This is a genomic window from Arsenophonus nasoniae DSM 15247, from assembly GCF_000429565.1.
GTDB lineage: Bacteria > Pseudomonadota > Gammaproteobacteria > Enterobacterales > Enterobacteriaceae > Arsenophonus > Arsenophonus nasoniae.
In genome coordinates this window covers 1-21043 of the sequence record NZ_AUCC01000010.1, presented here as the reverse complement: position 1 = coordinate 21043, position 21043 = coordinate 1, and the positions used below count along the sequence as shown (strand labels likewise).

Here is a 21043-nt window from a genome sequence, read left to right as displayed (position 1 = left end):
AACGGTTATAACTCAAAACTACGCAGCTCATCGGTATCAACTTGGGCATCAATTTGCCCTACTAAATAGGAACTTACTTCGACTTCTTGTGGTGCTACCTGAACATTATCAGAAACTAACCAGGCGTTGATCCATGGAATAGGGTTAGAACGAGTTTCAAAGGGTAATTTTAAACCCACCGCTTGCATGCGAATATTGGTAATATATTCGATATATTGACATAAAATATCTTTATTAAGACCGATCATTGAACCACCAGAGAACAGATACTCCGCCCACTCCTTTTCCTGTTCAGCGGCTTGAACAAACAATCGGTAGCATGCTTCTTCGCACTCTTTGGCAATAATAGCCATTTCAGGATCATCCTGGCCAGAACGCATTAGATTTAACATATGTTGAGTGCCCGTAAGATGTAGTGCTTCATCCCGCGCAATCAATTTAATAATTTTAGCGTTTCCTTCCATCAATTCGCGTTCAGCAAAAGCGAATGAGCAAGCAAAGCTAACATAAAAGCGAATAGCTTCTAGCGCATTAACACTCATCAAACATAAATAGAGTTGCTTTTTTAGCTCATGTAAAGAAATGATTACACTTTTGCCATTAATCGTATGACTGCCTTCACCTAACAGATGGTAATAACTGGTCAGCTCAATTAAATCATCATAATAAGCTGAAATATCTTTTGCCCGCTTTAAAATTTCGTTATTAGTGACAATATCGTCAAAAATAATTGATGGCTCATTAACAATATTACGAATAATGTGGGTGTAAGAGCGTGAATGAATAGTTTCTGAAAATGACCAGGTTTCTACCCAGGTTTCAAGCTCAGGAATAGAAATAAGGGGTAGCAGCGCCACGTTAGGACTACGTCCTTGAATAGAATCTAATAATGTTTGGTATTTTAGATTACTGATAAAAATGTGTTTTTCATGTTCAGGAAGTGCTTGATAATCAATACGATCACGAGAAACATCAATTTCTTCTGGGCGCCAGAAAAAAGAGAGTTGTTTTTCAATCAACTGCTCAAAAATGGGATATTTTTGCTGATCATAGCGTGCAACGTTAACAGGCTGTCCAAAGAACATAGGTTCTTGTAATTGATCATTTTTGGTTTGCGAAAATGTTGTATATTGGTATTCCATACGTCCTCACGTTAAATCTTACAAGCTCCGCCATCACAATCGCTATCAGCAGATTCAACAACTTCTTCCAGATCGACTTGGGTATCTTCTGCACCATCACGGGTATTATGGTAATAAAGCGTTTTTACCCCATATTTATAAGCAAGTAACAAATCTTTCAATAACTGGTTCATTGGAACTTTATTATTTGGGAAACGGGTTGGATCATAATTAGTGTTAGCAGAAATAGATTGATCAATAAATTTTTGCATAATACCGACCAATTGCAAATAACCGTCATTGTTGGGCATTTGCCATAATAATTCATAATCATTTTTTAAGCGTTCGTATTCAGGTACCACTTGGCGCAAAATACCATCTTTTGATGCTTTAATGCTGATATAACCTCGCGGTGGTTCAATACCATTGGTGGCATTAGATATTTGGGAGGAAGTTTCTGATGGCATCAAGGCGGAAAGCGTTGAGTTGCGCAAACCATATTGCTTGATATTTTTGCGTAAAGTTTGCCAATCATAATGTAGTGGTTCAGATGTTAGTGCATCTAATGACTTTTTATAACTATCAATCGGCAAAATACCTTTTGCATAAGTGGTATCATTAAACCATGGGCAAGCACCTTGCTCTTTTGCCAGTTCATTGGATGCTTTCAATAAATAATATTGGATCGCTTCAAAGGTTTTGTGGGTTAGATTATTGGCACTACCATCGGAGTAGTGAACACCATGTTTTGCCAAATAATAAGCATAATTAATGACGCCAATACCCAAAGTACGGCGACCCATAGAGCCTTTTTCCGCGGCAATAATCGGATAGTTTTGATAATCGAGGAGTGAATCTAATGCACGTACCGCCAATACTGCTAACTCTTCCAATTCATCTAATGAGGTAATCGCACCTAAATTAAAAGCGGAAAGAGTACAAAGTGCAATTTCACCCTTTTCGTCGTTAATATCGTTTAACGGTCGGGTTGGCAAGGCGATTTCCAGACAGAGGTTTGATTGACGAATTGGCGCAACCTTAGGATCAAATGGGCTATGGGTATTACAGTGGTCTACATTTTGAATATAGATACGACCCGTTGATGCTCGCTCTTGCATCATAAGTGAAAATAGATCAAGCGCTTTAACACGTTTCTGGCGTATGCTTGCGTCTTGTTCATATTTTAAATATAAACGTTCAAATTCGCTTTGATCAGCGAAAAATGCTTCATATAAACCGGCAACATCAGAAGGGCTAAAGAGTGTAATTTCTTCACTTTTGATCAGGCGTTCATACATGAGTTTGTTAATTTGTACGCCATAATCGAGATGACGAACACGATTGCCTTCAACGCCACGGTTATTTTTCAGCACCAATAGGCTTTCAACCTCTAAATGCCAGAGAGGATAAAATAGTGTGGCGGCACCACCACGCACGCCACCCTGAGAACAAGATTTCACCGCGGTTTGGAAATGTTTATAGAAAGGGATACAGCCGGTATGAAACGCTTCACCTCCCCGAATTGGACTACCTAGAGCGCGAATGTGGCCGGCATTAATACCAATACCGGCACGTTGAGAAACATATTTGACAATCGCGCTGGAGGTGGCATTAATTGAATCAAGGCTATCGCCACATTCAATTAATACACAAGAACTAAATTGGCGGGTTGGTGTGCGTACCCCCGCCATAATGGGGGTAGGTAGTGAAATTTTAAAATTTGAAATTGCATCATAAAAGCGATGAATATAGTCTAACCGTGTCTCTTTTGGATAGCGTGAAAAAAGGCAAGCTGCAACCAAAATATAAAGAAACTGGGCACTTTCATAAATTTCACCGCTTACTCGGTTTTGCACCAAGTATTTGCCTTCTAATTGTTTAACTGCCGCGTAGGAAAAATTCATATCACGCCAATGATCCAGAAAACTATCCATCTGCTCGAATTCTTCTGCTGAATAATCGGTAAGCAGATGCTTATCATATTTACCTATCTTAACCATATGCAAAACATGTTGATATAGTGCAGGTGGTTCAAATTGGCCATAGGCTTTTTTACGTAGATGAAAAATAGCTAATCGCGCTGCAAGATATTGGTAATCAGGTGTATCAGCTGAAATAAGATCTGCAGCCGCTTTGATCATGGTTTCGTGAATATCTGAAGTTTTGATGCCATCATAAAATTGGATCTGAGAACGTAGCTCGACTTGGGAAACGGATACATCTTTTAGGCCTTCAGCTGCCCAGGTAATGACTTTATGAATTTTATCAAGATCAATGCGTTCTTTATGTCCATCACGTTTAGTGACTAACAGACTTTGGTTCATGAGTAGATACACCTAAAGTTAACTAGCTAAATATTTATTGATCACTACCCTCGAGGGTTAATAACAAAAATACAAAATGGCGTGCGGTTAAACGCATAGTAAGTTTGTATTTTGAACTAAATTGGAGAGTAGTAAACACAATATATAGTGTTTGATTGCGTTTATACTAACAAGATAATGGTATTTGCTGTTTTTATCAAGTCTACAAAAAATGGGGTTTTAGCAATAATCCAGCACTGAATTTTGCCAATTAGCCAATAACTCTGTGTGATAATAGGAGAATATTATAATTTATGTTACCGGCAATGGTGAAAAATAAATTAGTAATGAGCTACTGATTGCTGTTTTATTCAGCAAATGTTAACAATTATTGGCATTTGATAAATGCAACATATAATTAACATCAACATTCGATCCTAAGGAAAATTTGTCGCTGATAGGATTATAGTGTAATCCAATGATATGTTGTTCTTGTAAAGATGTTTTATCTATCCAATTAAGTAGTTCTGAAGGTCGAATAAATTTTTTCACATTATGCGTACCCTTGGGAACCATTTTTAAAATATGTTCAGCGGCAATGATTGCCAATAACCAGGCTTTTTTATTACGATTAATGGTAGAAAAAAATACATGACCGCCCGGTTTGACTAATTTTGCACAGGATTGAACTATTGACTCAGGATCAGGCACATGTTCCAGCATTTCCATACAGGTGACAATATCGTAAGTTTTAGGGTGTTTTTCTGCATGGCTTTCAGCGGTTTCTTCTAGATAGTCAATTTGTATATTGCTTTCTAATGCATGGAGTTTTGCGACCTCAAGGGGCTCTGTGGCCATATCAATTCCTGTCACTAGGGCACCTTCTTTCGCCATACTTTCTGATAAAATTCCACCGCCGCAGCCAATATCGAGCACTTTTTTACCGAACAAACCATTAGCGTGTTGCAGGATATAATTTAAACGTAATGGATTAATCCGATGAAGAGGTTGGAATTCACTTGTTTGATCCCACCAACGTGTGGCAACAGAGCTAAATTTGTCAATTTCAGCTAGATCAACATTTGCCTGGCTCAGCGAATTCTTATTATTCATCAGAAAATTTACTCCTTAATTTTTTTATTAACATAGACTGTATAATGGCATTAGGTCATTATACATGTTTTATTGATCATTATGCGTTTCGTGTTTTTATAAAATGGCGATTTTGTGGTATAATTTTACTCCTTAATGAATAAGGAGTATGAGGGACAGTGGCTCCATGAGTGACATAGCAAGAGAAATTACCCCAGTCAATATCGAAGAGGAGCTGAAAAGCTCTTATTTGGATTATGCGATGTCTGTAATTGTTGGACGCGCCCTTCCAGATGTACGAGATGGATTAAAACCTGTTCACCGTCGCGTATTATATGCGATGAATGTGTTAGGTAATGATTGGAATAAAGCATACAAAAAATCAGCCCGTGTAGTCGGTGACGTCATTGGTAAATATCATCCTCATGGTGATAGTGCTGTTTATGATGCGATAGTTCGTCTGGCACAACCTTTTTCAATGCGTTATATGCTAGTTGATGGGCAAGGTAATTTTGGCTCTGTTGATGGCGACTCTGCTGCTGCAATGCGTTATACCGAAGTACGCATGGCAAAAATTGCCCATGAATTGTTGGCGGATTTAGATAAGGAAACTGTCGATTTTATCCCTAACTATGATGGTACTGAGCAGATCCCTGATGTTATGCCAACACGGATCCCAAACTTGTTGGTTAACGGTTCTTCAGGTATTGCTGTTGGCATGGCTACCAATATTCCACCTCATAACCTTAGTGAAGTCATTGATGGCTGTCTGGCTTATATTGATGATGAAAATATCAGTATTGAAGGATTACTGGAGTATATTCCAGGCCCTGATTTTCCAACTGCCGCGATTATTAATGGTCGCCGTGGTATCATCGACGCATACCGGACCGGGCGTGGCAAAGTCTATATTCGTGCACGTGCTAACATCGAAGTTGATGATAAAAATGGTCGTGAAACCATTATCGTCAATGAGATCCCTTATCAGGTTAATAAAGCCCGTCTAATTGAAAAAATTGCTGAATTGGTAAAAGACAAGCGTGTTGAGGGGATTAGCGCATTACGTGATGAGTCTGATAAAGATGGCATGCGTATTGTTATTGAAGTAAAACGGGATGCAGTCGCCGAAGTGGTACTAAATAATTTGTATTCCCTCACCCAACTTCAAGTCTCCTTTGGCATTAATATGGTCGCCTTATATGATGGTCAGCCAAGACTTTTAAACTTAAAAGAAATTCTTGAAGCTTTTGTTCGCCACCGTAGAGAAGTGGTCACTCGGCGGACTATTTTTGAATTGCGCAAAGCACGTGAGCGGGCTCATATATTGGAAGCGCTCGCCGTCGCATTAGCAAATATTGATCCAATTATTGAACTTATCCGCCAAGCATCAACACCTAATGAAGCGAAATTGGCTTTGATTGCTCGTCCTTGGCAACTAGGTAATGTTTCTGCCATGTTAGCAAGTGCAGGCGATAACGCAGCTCGTCCTGAATGGCTTGAACCTCAATATGGTGTGCGAGAGGGTCAATATTATTTGACTGAACCGCAAGCTCAGGCAATTCTTGATTTGCGTTTGCAAAAATTAACAAGCTTAGAGCATGACAAAATATTGGATGAATATCGTGAGCTGTTAAAACAAATTGCTGCGTTACTATATATATTAACCAGCCCAGAACGGTTAATGGAAGTCATTCGTGAAGAGCTGGAAGCTGTTAAAGAACAGTATCGTGATGTCCGTCGCACCGAAATTACTGAAAATAGTGCAGATATTAATATCGAAGATTTAATTAATCAGGAAGATGTGGTCGTTACTTTATCACATCAGGGCTATGTTAAATATCAGCCACTCTCTGATTACGAAGCACAGCGACGCGGAGGTAAAGGTAAGTCGGCAGCGCGAATTAAAGAAGAAGATTTTATTGAGCGTTTGTTAGTTGCCAATACCCATGACACAATTCTATGTTTCTCGAGTCGTGGCCGTCTCTATTGGATGAAAGTTTACCAGTTACCGGAAGCTAGCCGTGGCGCGCGTGGACGACCAATCGTCAATTTATTACCGTTAGAACAAAATGAACGTATTACCGCAATCTTACCGGTACGTGAATTTGATGATGGTCATTATGTATTTATGGCGACAGCGAGTGGCACAGTTAAAAAGACATCACTAAAAGATTTTAGTCGCCCTAGAAGCGCTGGGATCATTGCAGTTAACCTTAATGAAGGTGATGAACTGATTGGTGTTGATTTAACAGCAGGTAAAAATGAGGTAATGCTTTTCTCTGCTGGTGGTAAAGTGGTTCGTTTTGCGGAAAATGCGGTTCGTCCGATGGGGCGCACCGCAACCGGTGTTCGCGGTATTAAGTTACATGCGGGCGATAAGGTTGTTTCATTAATTGTACCTCGTGGTGAAGGTGATATTTTAACCGTTACAGAAAATGGTTATGGTAAACGAACTGAGCAGAGTGAATACCCAACAAAATCGCGTGCTACCCAAGGTGTTATTTCCATTAAAGTTAGCGAACGTAATGGTAATGTGGTCGGGGCAATTCAGGTAGAAAAAACGGATCAAATTATGATGATCACTGATGCTGGCACCTTAGTGCGTACCCGAGTTGCAGAGGTTAGCATTGTCGGAAGAAATACTCAGGGTGTCACTTTGATTCGTACTGCTGAAGATGAAAAAGTAGTTGGTTTACAACGTGTTGTTGATCCTGAAGAAGAGGAAGAAGATAACCAAACGTTGATAGAAGATACCATTGGCGTAAAAGCAGAACCTGATATTAATAGCGTAGAAAATCTTACGCTTAATGAATGATAGATTAGCTTTATCTGTGCGGGCACATTAGGTGCCCGTTTTTACGATTTATGTCAATTCAACTTTAGTGATAACTTTTTATTATTCCGCTTATCGTATATGCTTTACCATTAATACACTTCTTTTATAGTTAGGACAGTGTTTGAGATATATATCTTCATTTAGAACGTCATTGAAAATTTCTCGCTATTTGTTCCGTACTTTGGGCGTTATGCTGTGGGTAATGGGAGCAGTAATCACACTTTTTTATCTATTTAATATCTTTAATAAAGTTAAATCTAATATCCATCAACAGTATACATCCACTTATGACAGTATGGTTGAATACGTACATTATACAGATAAGACTCTGAGATCAATACAATATATGGTAGATAGCCATATCGAAAAATTAGCGGTAGATCCTTATTATATGCCCGTATTACCGAAACAACTTAATTTCACCTTTTTACCCCTAACGGCAGATGCAGATTGTAGTAAATTGCATGAAACATCAAAGAATTACTTAATTGCATTTAATCAATTATTCTCTTTTTGGCGAAATAATATTGTGCCACCACAAGGCTTAAAAACAGTTTTTATTGTTGGTCCAGAAAGTAACTGTATGATTGATCTCGCTATCCGAAACAGTTCTACCAGTCTTCAATCGTTAAAAAAAATAATTCATGAAAATATGCGAACTTATATGAGTTTGCGAGCCCAAGGAAGAGAACAAAATATTTATTGGATCACACCAGCCTCAGGAACTGATAATGGTTCTTTCTACATATTAGCGCCTATTTATGATAAAGGGACTTTGATTGGTTTAATTGGTTTAGAACGCTCAATACGCTTGGAGCAGTTTAATCTACGCTATGAAAGACCAATAAGTACCTTTGTTTTAAATGCAAATAATAGATTAGTTTTACATTTTCCTTATGATAGCAATTTAAGATCTGATGATTATGTTTATCAATTAGAAACCTTTCATTTTGGTTATGATAATGATTTTAGTCGATTAATTTATAAAAACCGCTTACTACCTTCGTTATTAAGTGTCGTTTTTTCTGTGCCTATTAGTGATGTTCTTAATGAGTTTAAGCTGTCAATTATAAACGGCATACTGTTAAATATAATCTCATTTATTATAATTACTTTTTTAATCTGGCTATTAGAAAGGAAGATGTTATTACCGGCAGAAAATAATGCCATTCGTTTAGAAGAACATGAACAATTTAATCATAAAATAGTAGCGTCAGCGCCGGTGGGTATTATTATTTTACGCCTGGTTGATGGTGTTAATATATTGAGTAATGAACTTGCCCATGATTATTTTCGATTATTAAGCCATGACGATAAAACCCGTATCCTCTCAATTATCCAAGATAAATCTAGTAGCTATATTGATGTAGTTACTACCAGCCATACTCATCTACAAATAAGTTATGTTATTTCTCGTTATCAAAATAAGGAAGTCGCCATTTGTGTTCTGGTTGATATCAGTGCCCGTGTTCAAATGGAAAACTCTTTACATAATATGGCGCAGGCATCAGAGCAAGCTAATCAAGCCAAATCTATGTTTTTAGCAACAGTCAGTCATGAATTACGAACTCCACTTTATGGCATTATCGGTAATTTAGAGTTATTACAATCTTATGAATTACCCATTCAAGCTGATCGTCTATTGACGACAATGGATCACTCTTCATCATTGTTATTAAAAATAATTAATGATATTTTAGATTTTTCAAAAATTGAATCTAAGCAACTTAATATTGATCCGGCACCATTTAATTGTCGTGAAGTTTTCTCATTTATTATTTCAAATTATATTCCGCTAATAGGCAAAAAGGGTCTTTCCATTTTTTACTATATCGATCCTGATGTACCCGATATCATTAATGCTGATTCGGTTCGAGTACAGCAAATTATCTCTAATATTCTAAGTAATGCGATTAAATTTACAAAAACTGGTTTTATTCTGTTAAATATTTTTATAAAAGATTTTTATATTTATATTGAAATTAGGGATACAGGAATTGGTATACCTGATAATATATTGATGCAACTTTTTGATCCTTTCTTTCAAATTAAAGTCAATAATGAAAGTTTTTCCCAGGGAACCGGTTTGGGCTTACCTATATGTGAAAAGTTAATTAACTTAATGGATGGCGATATTGAAGTTAACAGTCAGGTTGGTATCGGTAGTAGTTTTACCGTCAGGTTGCCTTTGTTTGATAGTCAATATGTGACTTATAAGCAGCCGGAATATCGGCAAAATTTTCGTATCGGTTTGTATTTTTTTAATCATCATCTGCGAGCTTATCTTCAAACTTATTTAAACTACAATGGTTTTAATTTAACAACAATTTGGGATGAACACAGTAAAGATAAACTCTATGATTTGATTATCACCGATTCCGAAAACTTAGTGGCTGAAAGTAAGTTTATGCTTAGGTTATTTTCAACTTTTATCGGTGAACCACTGGAAAATGCGAAAAATGATTGGTTTCATAATACTTACCAACTTGATATGTTGGCTAGTTTTATTGATCAATTAGTGATGGAAAATAGTGAGCAAGAAGTTGCTAATCAATCTTCAATAATATCGCTACCAGATAAAAAATTATGTTTTCTTACGGTATTGATTGTTGATGATCATCCGATTAATCGGAGTTTACTAGCCGACCAACTGAAATCAATAGGCTTTAATATAGTACTCGCTGAAGATGGGCTAATAGCTTTGGATTGTGTGCGACAAAATAATATCGATATTGTTTTGACAGATGTGAATATGCCTAATCTTGATGGCTATGGTTTGACAAAGTTAATTCGAGAAGAAGGGTATGCGATCCCTATCGTTGCTCTAACGGCAAATGCAATGGCAGAAGAAAAGCAGCGTTGTTTAAGTGTAGGAATGGATGACTGCCTATCCAAACCAGTTACATTAAAAAAACTAAAGCAATCGCTGTTGAAGTGTTGCAATGCTAACATGTTAGCAACCCAAGAAAATAATAATTAAGTACTATTATAATATTCAAATGGTTATTAATTTATAAAAACTGATGGAAAACCGATTAATCTTATTCATTACCTATTAAGATTAGGATCAATCAGTTTTTTATTTACTATCACATTACTAGTTAATTTCTTTCTCGATTGTGACTGAAGAAAGATAATTTAATAATGCTATATCATTTTCAACACCGAGTTTTAGCATAGCCGACTTTTTTTGGCTACTAATTGTTTTAATACTTCGATTAAGTTTTTTTGCAATTTCGGTGACTAAGAAACCTTCCGCAAATAGGCGCAGCACTTCACTTTCTTTCGGGGATAAACGTTTATCGCCATAACCATTCGCATTAACTTTCTCCAATAATTTCGATACATTTTCAGGAGTGAATTTTTTTCCTTTTTGTAAGGCTGATAATGCTTTTGGTAAATCAGCAGGTGCTCCTTGTTTCAAAACGATCCCTTCTATATCTAAATCTAACACAGCACTTAATATTGCAGGATTATTATTCATGGTAAGGACAATGATTGATAGATTGGGATAGTGTCGTTTAATATATTTAATTAATGTAATTCCATCACCGTATTTATCACCAGGCATCGAAAGATCAGTAATTAGAATATCTGCATTAAGTTTAGATATATTATTGATAAGAGATGTGGAGTCTTCAAATTGACCAACCAAATTAATTCCCTCGATTTGCTCAAGAGATTTTCGTATACCAAATAGTACAATAGGATGATCATCAGCGATAATGACATTAAGGTTATTCATTTTATTGGTTGCCCTCTGGCATTAGTTTTTTGATAAAGATATCAATATCTCTAATGCTATTTAAAATCTCAAATTCATTATTATCTGCTATGTGCTGTTCTAATTGTTCACATGCTTTTTTTAGAAGCTCGAAGTTTAGCATAGCAAAAACACCTTTTAGTCTATGTGCTGTATCTTTTAGTTTTTTTAAGTTACCTTTTTCTTGGTTAGTATACAGCTTATTAATATCTATAGGTACTGTAGTAAGGAATAAATTACGATAGTCACTATCAGAAAGCTCTTTTTTATAATCCTCAAGGATTATAGGATCTGAATTATTGTTATGATTGATGATAGTAAATATTGATTTATCTGTTGATTCTTGTTCTGTAATCAAATTATCTTCGATTAAGATAGAAATTGCATTAATAAGTTCATCATTAAAATTGAAATTACATTTTATCAAATTTTGTTTTACTACTCTATAATTAATAATATTATCAACAAGATAAATTATTGGTTTATCATATTCTTTTTTATAATCAGTTATAAAGAAATCATAGGACGAATAACAATTATTTTTGCCTATATCAGAATAATGAGCGCCATAAGTCATTAAATGTTGCTGGATAATTTTATGAATTTCAGGATTTCTAATATCAAGAAGTATATTAACACCATCAAGAAGAGGTAATGGCTTGGAACTTTGTTCATTTTCTAATTCTAAGGGTAATGTCACGGTATAATGAGAACCGATCCCAACTTTGCTTTTTATGAAAAATTCGCCTTTCATACGGTAACATAGTTGGTGACAGAGATAAAATGTCATTCCTGAATTGGATAGGGTTTCATCATTATTTGTTGAGCTAGCAAAAGGCATGTGAATGTTTGCCAGATCCATTGCATTAAGTCCTATACCACTATCAATAATTTCAAAGGATAGACGCTTAGTTTCATAGTTCACAATAACAGTAATTTTACCAAAATTAGTTGTATTGATTGAATAACTCAATAAAAGTGAAATTATTTTAAATAAAGCGTTATTATTTGTGGTGATATGTTGTTCATAATTTAAATTATTATGATAGTAAAGTGAAAGACCTTTATTAATAATCAGTGATATTTTTTCTTTTAGTATTTTATTCATCATCTCAGCGATTGAGGCAGCTTTAAATTCATTTGGCTGCTCTAACTTCCACTCACCAGATTCAATAGTATTGAGTAGAGCAATATTATCAATCCAGTTAACAATATAATGTGTCCTAATTAATAATTCATTAATTAAATATTTTATGTTTTGATTATCAGCAGTGTTTTTGAGTTGGTGAATAAGGCTATTAATTTCTATGATGGGAGTCTGGATCTCTTTACACATGTTAGACAACATCGAGCGACGGACTTGAATATTTTTTTCATACTCATGTTTAGCCAACAATAATTTTTTATTTGTTAGTGCTTCTTTATCTTGATCATGAATAAAAAACATATAAGTATTATCTAATAATTGATTATTTATTAATTTTATTTCATAGATAGTATCTTCAATTGAAATTTGAATAGCACCATGATGCTGGATTGCCATATCACGAATACGTATCAAGTCCATATGGGGTAAAAGCAGGTCAGCGATTCCATTACTCATAATTTTGCGATTAGTAGAAAAATTATAAAGTAGAAAACCAGTAGGAATGTTTGAAATAATATAGTTGCTAATTGTGTTTGTAATTTGTATCTCGTGAAACATATTATGATTAGGAGCAATAAAACGCGTCCTAATGTGTAAGCTGCCGACAATAGAAATAGTAGTAAAAAAACAAATGGCAATTATGGCCCACAAGTTATTGTATAAAAGATCCCATAAAACATCCTTAATTGGTAATTGATAGACTATCTGATAAGTTGTTCCGGGAATAGGCTGCATAAATTGTAGTGAAAGGCCATTAAATTCAATATCAACTGGGTTTCCATTGTTGTGCATGATGTCATTTGAAAAAGCAATTGATAAATATTCAGGATTTATATTTTTTGAGAGTAATAAATTTATCGGTAATTCAAAAGTTATAATGGTGGTTAATTGGCAAGGTGAGTTAAACATCGTGCGGTAAGTATAATAATATGAATTATCAGGGCGTGTAGGATGAATATCGGACAAACTTTCTCGTTTGTCTATTGCCGATGATAATGTCAACATTTCAGAGCGTTTTTCTTCTGCGGTTAAAGTTAAATAACTCTCTTTATAGCGTATCTCGGGTTTTAGTATCGAATGAGTAGTTACCAACAAAAGTGTATTATCTGGACCATTAAGATAGTACATCGAACTAAATTCATTTTTAGCGCCCCATATTATGCCCATATAGTTAGATAATTTATATGCCAGATTGATATTCGTATTATTTTGGCGGCCAAAAATAATTGCGTCGACATGCCGCTCATAGTTATTGATCCAAAAAATATCAGGGCGTAATTTTATTGGTAAAGGGGTATCACTCTTAGTTTCATCTTCACCATCATTAGCAATATAATAGAGCTGACTTGCGTAATAACGATAATCTTCAATTTCATATTCAAGTTGTTTAGTGATGTTACTAAGCGCATTTTGACTATTATTGATCCAGTTATGAAAGTAATTGTAGGCAAATAAACATAACAATAATACAAGCGAGCTGATAAAAATTATAAAAAAGCGAGTTAGCGATGAAAGTTGTAAATTTGGTTGATTATAATCCATTGGTAGAAGAGGCGCCTTTTTATTAAACATGAAAAAATCAGTGTTCTGATTACTATTTAAACAATTCTGTCTTATTATTTTAACAGGTAATTTCGCATAGTATAATTTTAGTGATCAAACTTTGAACAAATGATAAAAAAAATAATATTTTTTTATATTAAGGTCTAGACAAGGTCATCACATTTCGCCATAATTCCGCGCCATGGAAGGATGGCCGAGCGGTCGAAGGCAGCGGTCTTGAAAACCGCCGATGGGAAACCATCCTAGAGTTCGAATCTCTATCCTTCCGCCAAATTTCGCCGGCTTAGCTCAGTTGGTAGAGCAACTGACTTGTAATCAGTAGGTCACCAGTTCGACTCCGGTAGCCGGCACCAAATAAGTCAAAGCTACTCAGTATGTCCCACAATACCTTAAGGTAAGTGGGATATTTCTGGGATGCTTTTATAGCATAAATATCTATTTATTGCCGATACCTATATAAGTTGATAGGCATATCTGTAAAGTCCCTCAGTCTTTCGTTTCATTTCAATCAAGTTCACACGCTTGAAAAGAGTATTAGTTGTCTAAGCTATCTTGATTTATATCTTAAAATCATTTAAGTGAAGCTGTTAAATATTTGAATTTGATGTTAAGCGGCATGTTAAATAATCTCTATTTTAAGCTTGCCACCACGGTGGTATAATTAAAAGTAATGTAATAATATTGTTATGAATAATTATAGCAATTTCACTGTTTACTTTGGTCCGTAGCTAAGATATTTATATCCCTGTTATCGACAAGACCATTTTTATCCCAACAAAATTTTTCTCCGATTTCATCATCATAATGACATGCCGCAATAAAAGCATGTTTGTGATATATATATTCATCCGCGTTTTTATTGCTAGTGGTCACATTAGCAAATGAATATGCCTGAATAAGAGAGCAACAGATGATAGATAATATTTTCAAGCAATTTTTCACTATTTTTCCTTTTATCGTTTAGGCTAGAAATAAACAAAATAAGTTTATCAACCATAAACTAACAATATCAATTTATTTTTAATTATTTTATTACTCTTCTCTATAAGATGATATTACCAGAGTTTTATATTGATTATTATTTACTTGCTATTTAACTATCTTAAAAACTTAGAAAAATTAAGTTTTGTATTTAATATGAGTAATATTGTCATATTAAATTTCAATGTGAAAAATCATATTAATATTCAGTATAGAATTAAAAGTAGTTGCTTAATATGGTAATCGAATGTGCTTTTTTTATTGACAAAGGTTAAAAATTCAAAAAAAATAATTAAACATATACTATGTTACTAATTAGATCAGTTAAAATATAATTAAAAATTCCTATGCTGATTAATTTTAAAATGGGTTAAAATATGTTTTAGATTTTACAAATTAATTTAATTTATTATAAAAAAATTTAATAAATAATTTTGAGAAAAGTAATTTATTTTTATTTAAATCTAATAATTTATCGTCTTTCTTAATTTAACTATTTGAATTTTTTAATAATATTATAACCTATGATGTTGCTTTTATGTTTAACATAAATTGCTAATATGGTGTATTATATTATTGGTACTTATTTTATAACTAATCTAATAATATTGTTACACGATAAAAATAGACATTATTGATCCTATATTTTAATTAGATTTAGTGTTTCTTTTTTCTTCTTTTGCTGCTGAATTATTGACACTATTGTAGAGTTTAAAATCAAACCAAGAGATATGAGAAATTTCGTCAGTAGAAACAACAATATTTAAATCCTTTATTTTGTTAGGATATACATTTGTAAATTCTAACAACAGAGTATCCTTGTCTCGATAGCCGGACATAACGGGAAAGAAAGAGATATATTTATTTGGTTCTTCTTTTTCGTTTGGATCAGATAATCCGCTGATAATACCAATGTAAACTTTCTTTGAAGCGAGGTTTATCAATACTGGACGTTTTGGTGTTGACTCTAAAGCATCAAGTAACATGCAGTCAATACTACCATTTGATAATGTTTTTCTCAGTACTCTTGCATTTTTAGCTTGGCATATTTTATTGTAAGTTGCTAAATGTTTTTTACTGTAAAAATAACCAAGTATATAGTTTTTTATCCAAACAATAAAAACATATACCCATGAAAATAAAATTGATGTGACTGATAATAATGTTAACAATGCATATATATGATCATTTTTTTCATCACCAGTTAGGATAAAGTTTTTTGCAATCAGATCTAGCAAATGAAAATTTGGCAAAAAGAATTTAATTAATACGGCAATTATCGTGGCGCAAAAAAGGCAGAAAGTACCGTAAGTAGCTACTTTTAGGTATAAAAGCTGCCCATCGTGCCGATGTAATCTAAAGTAGTGGTAGGGATTTTGGACTATCATAATATAGCCGCTAACTAAAATGGGAATAAGAAGTAATGCTAACAAGCTATTTCCTTGTACTCGTTTTTTTCTGTTTTACTATTAAGTTAGCCATCTTTTGCATTTCTTTTACTTCGGGCAATGCTGCAATTTCATTAGAGGGGATATAAGCGGCACCACTTTTGTCAACACGCACAAATGCGGAAATTTTATCATTTTGTCTTTTGCTCGTTTTCTGATGATCACTCGGAAAATATCTGGTAATCCAATTCCGCAATGTTGACATAATAACCACCTATGAACACAGACTTTTTATCAGTTAATTGATTACTTGTTTGATGGTTTAAGCATCAAACAATATTATATACTTTTTGCTGTTAATTTGTATACCGTTCAGTCATGGCAGTTAAATTTATCGCAACGTATTAACTTCTGTTGCATTAAAAATAATTTAATGTGTTAAAGAAAACAGCTTGAATTAACCTATTGATTTTATTGTGTAATCATATGGAAGGATACAGCCAGCAGCAATTGAGTGAGATACGTTGGACTGTCTCATATAAAAGAATAATAAATTAAATTTCGATGAAATGGCGATATTAAGTATATTCTGACTGCCTTTGAAATAACGACTTTTTGTATAAAATTTATATTATTATTAAGTTAATATAATAAAAATGATCAATGTAGAAAAAATGGCTCAAAATTAAAAGATTATTATTCATATTTATAATTTTTAGTTACTTTACTAGCCTGTCTATCAATTGTTAAGTAATAAAAAATAATATGTTTATATGTTAGGTTTGAACCCATCTTTCACTAGTTATTAGTAGCCAAGCTATTCTGAGAGATTTATTAATGTTAGCAATATTGCAGTTGATAATTTAATCTCAACAAGTATTTTATTAGTCATGATTACAAACAAAAACTTTAGGTATTTTTTTGTTACATAAATGTTGAGTTTATCGGATTTGACTCCCGCGTTATTATAAAGTTTTTAGTGTACAATTTTCATTTGGCTGTTAATCGAGCTACGATGGTTGTAGTCGTTTCTCTTTTAATCATGAAATGAAGATTTGTTTGACTAAAATGTCGAATAAATAATTTACTTAGGTTGATTAGATGAAAGGTCTTATTCAGAATGATACTAAAAATTAGGAAGATTATTCTCCATATCAATTTATCATTGGTTGTTTGTCATTAGGTCAGAACAATTACATTTTTTTGTGATTTAGAGTATTAAGCTGTGATGAATATCATACTAATTAGTTTTCAGATCAATATTCGAGCAAATTTGTGTTATGTTTCGTTATTGACAGCAGTTGATTGGCTTTATATTTTAACTATTTGCCTTACATCATTATTTTTTCCTGTGTGTTTTGGCCAGCTTAGCTGGCTTTTTTTTTACATTCTATAAGGGATGTTGTGCGGTTAATTACAGTATGTTTAGGTAAAATAAACAATAAATTCTTGTTAGATGTTCTGGTGAAAAGGCTACCGAATTTTGTCTAGCATCAAAGACAGGAAAAGAATGTAGATGAAATATTATGTATTACATGGCCAGACTTTGTTTAATGCCATAATCGCTAATGTAATTGCTGGTTTTTCTCTTTCTTGCGGATTATCTTTTAAATATTTACCAACTATATCTGCAAATTGTCCCATTTGGGCATCAACTGGAGAACAATAAAATAAATTATTAGCAACATCTATACCTATCATAAAACCTAAATATGATCCCGCATCATAACCATCATTCATTGATGATGACCCATTCTCTATACGTTCATACGCTTTAAACCATTTATATAAATCATTTCCCGTTTTTACATCAGCATTTGCATAACAACAATAAGTCAATAAAAATAACATAAAAATATTTATTATTTTTTTCATCCATTTCTCACAAACCCCCTGATAAACAGGGTAGGATTTATTACTTCGTCAATGATGATTATTAAATGACAGGTTTTAATTATACTGCAGTAGATTCTTTCAATAGTTGTTCCCTTAACAGATTAATTTCTTTAGTTTTAATTTTATTAACCACCACTTTATAGTCCTGAAATGCGATACGAGCTTTTGTGATTTCGACTGAAGAAAACCTTGGTTTTTTAATAAGTTTAAGCGTTTCTTTCATGTCAGATAACGAGCACATTGAGCCAAAAATTACTTCTTTCAGTATAAAGTCTTCGTTAAAGTTCCTAAAATAATTTTCTCCCTCTTTTATACATTCAGTTCCAGATAGTTTTTGAAAAACTCTGACCTCATTTTCGTACTCCCAATCTTTGAATTTAGTTGTCATAAGCTTTTTTATGAATTTTTTCTTCGCAAAATTGTAAGTCAAGTCTATAGGAGCATCTATCAATTTGCTTTCATACTTAATATCCCATAATCTATCTTTGACTTCAAAACCAAGAACTATTCCTTTATGTCTGTCGGCATAGTGTCCCCACATTAGTGGGTTGCGCCAACTCTTACTTAAGCAAATTAGTCCTTCTTTTTTGTTAATTTCTTTCTTCTGACGTTGCAGCTTTTTTCTAGTATGTAAATCTCCACGATTGACACCTAGTAATTCGAATGGGTCATTTAGGTCTGAAAAGCGAGATATTTTTATTCTGTCATTTTCTATATTACTTATTGCATGTACCGCTGATGTAAAATAGTACAAGTTAACCATAAGTAGTTCCTAGTGAGAAAAAATCATTAAATCGAGTAGATAACTATTTTTGCATCATGCTAATTAAAAATAGGAGCAGGCAGAAACAAGTCTACTGACTGATTTTACTTGATTATAAATTTTGAAAATTGATTTATATGAAGTCTTTGATGCGATCGGCTAATGAAAGAGCAGGAAACCACAAATAATTATCGGTCATTTTACCACAATTTTACCCCAGTTTTACCACCCATAAATTTCAGACACAAAAAAACCAATCATAACTGATTGGTTTTCTTGGTAAAAGCTGGTCGGCATGAGAGGATTTGAACCTCCGACCCCCGACACCCCATGACGGCAACTAATTATCATGTAACTCATTGATATTTAATATATAAATAGCAGTTTGACTGTATAAACAAACAGTGCATAAATTACAATATATGCATTATATACATCAATAACTTAAATTGAGTTTTTCCCCGTCATAATGATATCTCTCCGTGAGGTACTTCTACCCAATCTACATGGTTCTGAGTATATATTTTGGTTGACTTTGCGTCACTATGTGCCATTCTTGCTTGAGGGTCTAATCCATTAATTTTAAACAAGTGTGCCGCTAATGCGCGAATTTCGTGAAATGTTGGTCTTTCAGCTAATGTTAAATTTGCTGTTACCCCTAGTTGATCTCTCAAGTTAGAAAATGCTCTGCTCAAGTAATCAGGCGCGATTTGAGTAGGGTGATGAATCTCACTACTTATTTTGCTTGGTCTTTTTATTGGAAGCCTATGGACAACATACGGACTTGCGATAGAATCACGACTATTATCAATTATTTCTTTTAGCTTAGCGCCAATAGGTATAGCTATATGTGATGCTTCTTTATCTTGAACTTTTTGACGATGTATATAAAGCATTCCATAAATATTATTTTGAGGTTCTTTATACCATATACATCCACAAATACCTTCTTGTGGCGATTTGATATTGTATCTTATACGAGAGACTTCTAACCTTGCTTGAGTGGTTTGTAACGCAAGATCCATAGCAGTTCTTAACCATGGTTCAGCGGCATTTCTAATTTTTTTGAAATCATCGAAAGATAAACGGTGTCTAACTTTTTTATCTGTACGTCTGCGTTTTTTTCGCTCTGCTGGATTATCTAGCATTAAAGATTCATCAATAGCGTAGCTAAATAATTTTTTTAAAAAAGAAACTTTTCTATTTTGTACGTTAGCGGATGCGTTCCCATGATATTTGTTGATATATTCATTAACATGTTCAAGCGATATTTCTGTGCAAAGAATATTAATAAAAAATTCTTTTACTCTTTCTATATCATTCTTCCAATCAGCTAATGTTGTTATTGATGGGGTTTCATCTTTTACTATTCTCTTAAATAAATGTTCAACATGTTCAGAAAATGGTAGTCCTTCGCCAAATTTACCGCCTGACTCTTGAATTAAAGAATTTATAGATATATTTAATAATGGCCGCATTATATTGTTATATTCTCTAGCAATGGCAATAGCTAATGCTTTGTCATTTCCGATATTTTTCTTTTTTCCATTTATTAAAACTAATCTGTAAATATTTTTTGATTTATCGAAGAAAAGAAAATCAGGGAGATTACGATACTCCCTCTTTCTTGGACGAGCTGCCATTTTATGAATCTCGTATTAATTCATTGACATGTGATGAGATAATAGAATCAGTTCCCCACCGTTCAGATGAAACAACCCATATAGAACCATCAACGATCTTACCCTTGAGTTTTCCTACTTCAATCCATCGTTTAATTGTTCTATTATCAGGTATTGAGCCTTCTTCAAATTCACGAGAACCCCATAAACTAGCTTTCATTAATTTGTTATTATTAATGAGCATTTTTTAATCTCCTTGTATTATACAAACTCACACTATTCTCAGGCGCTTCATTGCCCCATAGATCCCAGCCCTGCACTTTGTCACGAGCAAAAAGTTCGATACGTTTCACCTCACCGTAAAGTTTCTCTAATCGGTAATGGACTTCTTTTGGTTTTTGGCTATGTTCACCGAGACAGGCGTAGATAACTTGTTTGATGGAAGCGTCCTTGCGTTCTAGTCCTTTTCCCTTGATGGCAATTAAGCAATCTTCTGAATTACTGCGGGTGTAGTTACCGCCATTCATGCGTGTTTCAGCATTGAGTAATGTCAGAAAGTCATCAGCAT

At 33.9% G+C, this 21043-nt stretch carries 15 protein-coding genes and 2 tRNA genes; 4 read left to right on the top strand and 13 right to left on the bottom strand.

What is annotated here, in order from left to right; genetic code table 11:
* Nucleotides 1-5 precede the first annotated feature (5 nt).
* The 3 genes from nrdB to ubiG form a co-directional block, all read right to left on the bottom strand.
* Nucleotides 6-1142, bottom strand: a complete 1137-nt coding sequence (gene nrdB / locus G468_RS0104045; protein WP_026822027.1) for a class Ia ribonucleoside-diphosphate reductase subunit beta — start codon at nt 1140-1142, stop codon at nt 6-8.
* Nucleotides 1143-1153: 11 nt separating this feature from the next.
* Nucleotides 1154-3445, bottom strand: a complete 2292-nt coding sequence (gene nrdA / locus G468_RS0104040) for a class 1a ribonucleoside-diphosphate reductase subunit alpha (protein ID WP_026822026.1) — start codon at nt 3443-3445, stop codon at nt 1154-1156.
* A gap of 360 nt (nt 3446-3805) precedes the next feature.
* The gene (ubiG, locus tag G468_RS0104035; protein WP_026822025.1) at nt 3806-4537 is read right to left on the bottom strand and encodes a bifunctional 2-polyprenyl-6-hydroxyphenol methylase/3-demethylubiquinol 3-O-methyltransferase UbiG; all 732 of its coding nucleotides are present in this window, start codon (nt 4535-4537) and stop codon (nt 3806-3808) included.
* 166 nt (nt 4538-4703) lie between these two features.
* Between ubiG and gyrA the strand changes: the two genes are divergently transcribed.
* Together gyrA and rcsC are read left to right on the top strand one after the other, a co-directional pair.
* On the top strand, nt 4704-7331 hold the full coding sequence (gyrA, locus tag G468_RS0104030; protein ID WP_026822024.1) for a DNA topoisomerase (ATP-hydrolyzing) subunit A: 2628 nt from the start codon (nt 4704-4706) through the stop codon (nt 7329-7331).
* 151 nt (nt 7332-7482) lie between these two features.
* The gene (gene rcsC / locus G468_RS19635) at nt 7483-10332 is read left to right on the top strand and encodes a two-component system sensor histidine kinase RcsC (protein WP_248604872.1); all 2850 of its coding nucleotides are present in this window, start codon (nt 7483-7485) and stop codon (nt 10330-10332) included.
* A gap of 117 nt (nt 10333-10449) precedes the next feature.
* On the opposite strand, the gene rcsB is transcribed toward rcsC, so the two are convergent.
* Nucleotides 10450-11097: a response regulator transcription factor RcsB gene (gene rcsB / locus G468_RS0104020; protein ID WP_026822023.1), complete on the bottom strand. Its 648-nt coding sequence runs from the start codon at nt 11095-11097 to the stop codon at nt 10450-10452.
* Nucleotide 11098: 1 nt separating this feature from the next.
* Nucleotides 11099-13804, bottom strand: a complete 2706-nt coding sequence (gene rcsD, locus G468_RS0104015) for a phosphotransferase RcsD (RefSeq protein ID WP_026822022.1) — start codon at nt 13802-13804, stop codon at nt 11099-11101.
* A gap of 204 nt (nt 13805-14008) precedes the next feature.
* Between rcsD and G468_RS0104010 the strand changes: the two genes are divergently transcribed.
* Together G468_RS0104010 and G468_RS0104005 are read left to right on the top strand one after the other, a co-directional pair.
* Nucleotides 14009-14096: transfer RNA gene (locus tag G468_RS0104010), tRNA-Ser, on the top strand.
* 6 nt (nt 14097-14102) lie between these two features.
* Nucleotides 14103-14178: transfer RNA gene (locus G468_RS0104005), tRNA-Thr, on the top strand.
* A 352-nt stretch (nt 14179-14530) separates the two neighbouring features.
* On the opposite strand, the gene G468_RS0104000 is transcribed toward G468_RS0104005, so the two are convergent.
* The 8 genes from G468_RS0104000 to G468_RS0103965 form a co-directional block, all read right to left on the bottom strand.
* On the bottom strand, nt 14531-14767 hold the full coding sequence (locus G468_RS0104000; protein WP_026822021.1) for a hypothetical protein: 237 nt from the start codon (nt 14765-14767) through the stop codon (nt 14531-14533).
* Between the two features lie 686 nt (nt 14768-15453).
* Nucleotides 15454-16239: a hypothetical protein gene (locus G468_RS0103995; RefSeq protein ID WP_026822020.1), complete on the bottom strand. Its 786-nt coding sequence runs from the start codon at nt 16237-16239 to the stop codon at nt 15454-15456.
* Between the two features lies 1 nt (nt 16240).
* Nucleotides 16241-16459, bottom strand: coding sequence for a hypothetical protein (locus tag G468_RS19630; protein ID WP_034249283.1), 219 nt, complete (start codon nt 16457-16459; stop codon nt 16241-16243).
* Between the two features lie 1259 nt (nt 16460-17718).
* Complete coding sequence (locus G468_RS0103985) at nt 17719-18069, bottom strand: Rap1a/Tai family immunity protein (protein ID WP_026822019.1); 351 nt, start codon at nt 18067-18069, stop codon at nt 17719-17721.
* Between the two features lie 79 nt (nt 18070-18148).
* A complete protein-coding gene (locus G468_RS19625; RefSeq protein WP_051296937.1) occupies nt 18149-18853 on the bottom strand; it encodes a DUF2971 domain-containing protein in 705 nt (234 codons plus the stop codon).
* Between the two features lie 464 nt (nt 18854-19317).
* On the bottom strand, nt 19318-20496 hold the full coding sequence (locus G468_RS0103975; RefSeq protein WP_026822018.1) for a tyrosine-type recombinase/integrase: 1179 nt from the start codon (nt 20494-20496) through the stop codon (nt 19318-19320).
* Between the two features lies 1 nt (nt 20497).
* Entirely contained in the window at nt 20498-20719 is a 222-nt protein-coding gene (locus G468_RS0103970) for a hypothetical protein (protein ID WP_026822017.1), read from the bottom strand.
* Nucleotides 20709-21043: MT-A70 family methyltransferase (locus tag G468_RS0103965; RefSeq protein WP_026822016.1), on the bottom strand; the 335-nt coding region annotated here is incomplete at its 5' end. The genes G468_RS0103970 and G468_RS0103965, both read right to left, overlap by 11 nt.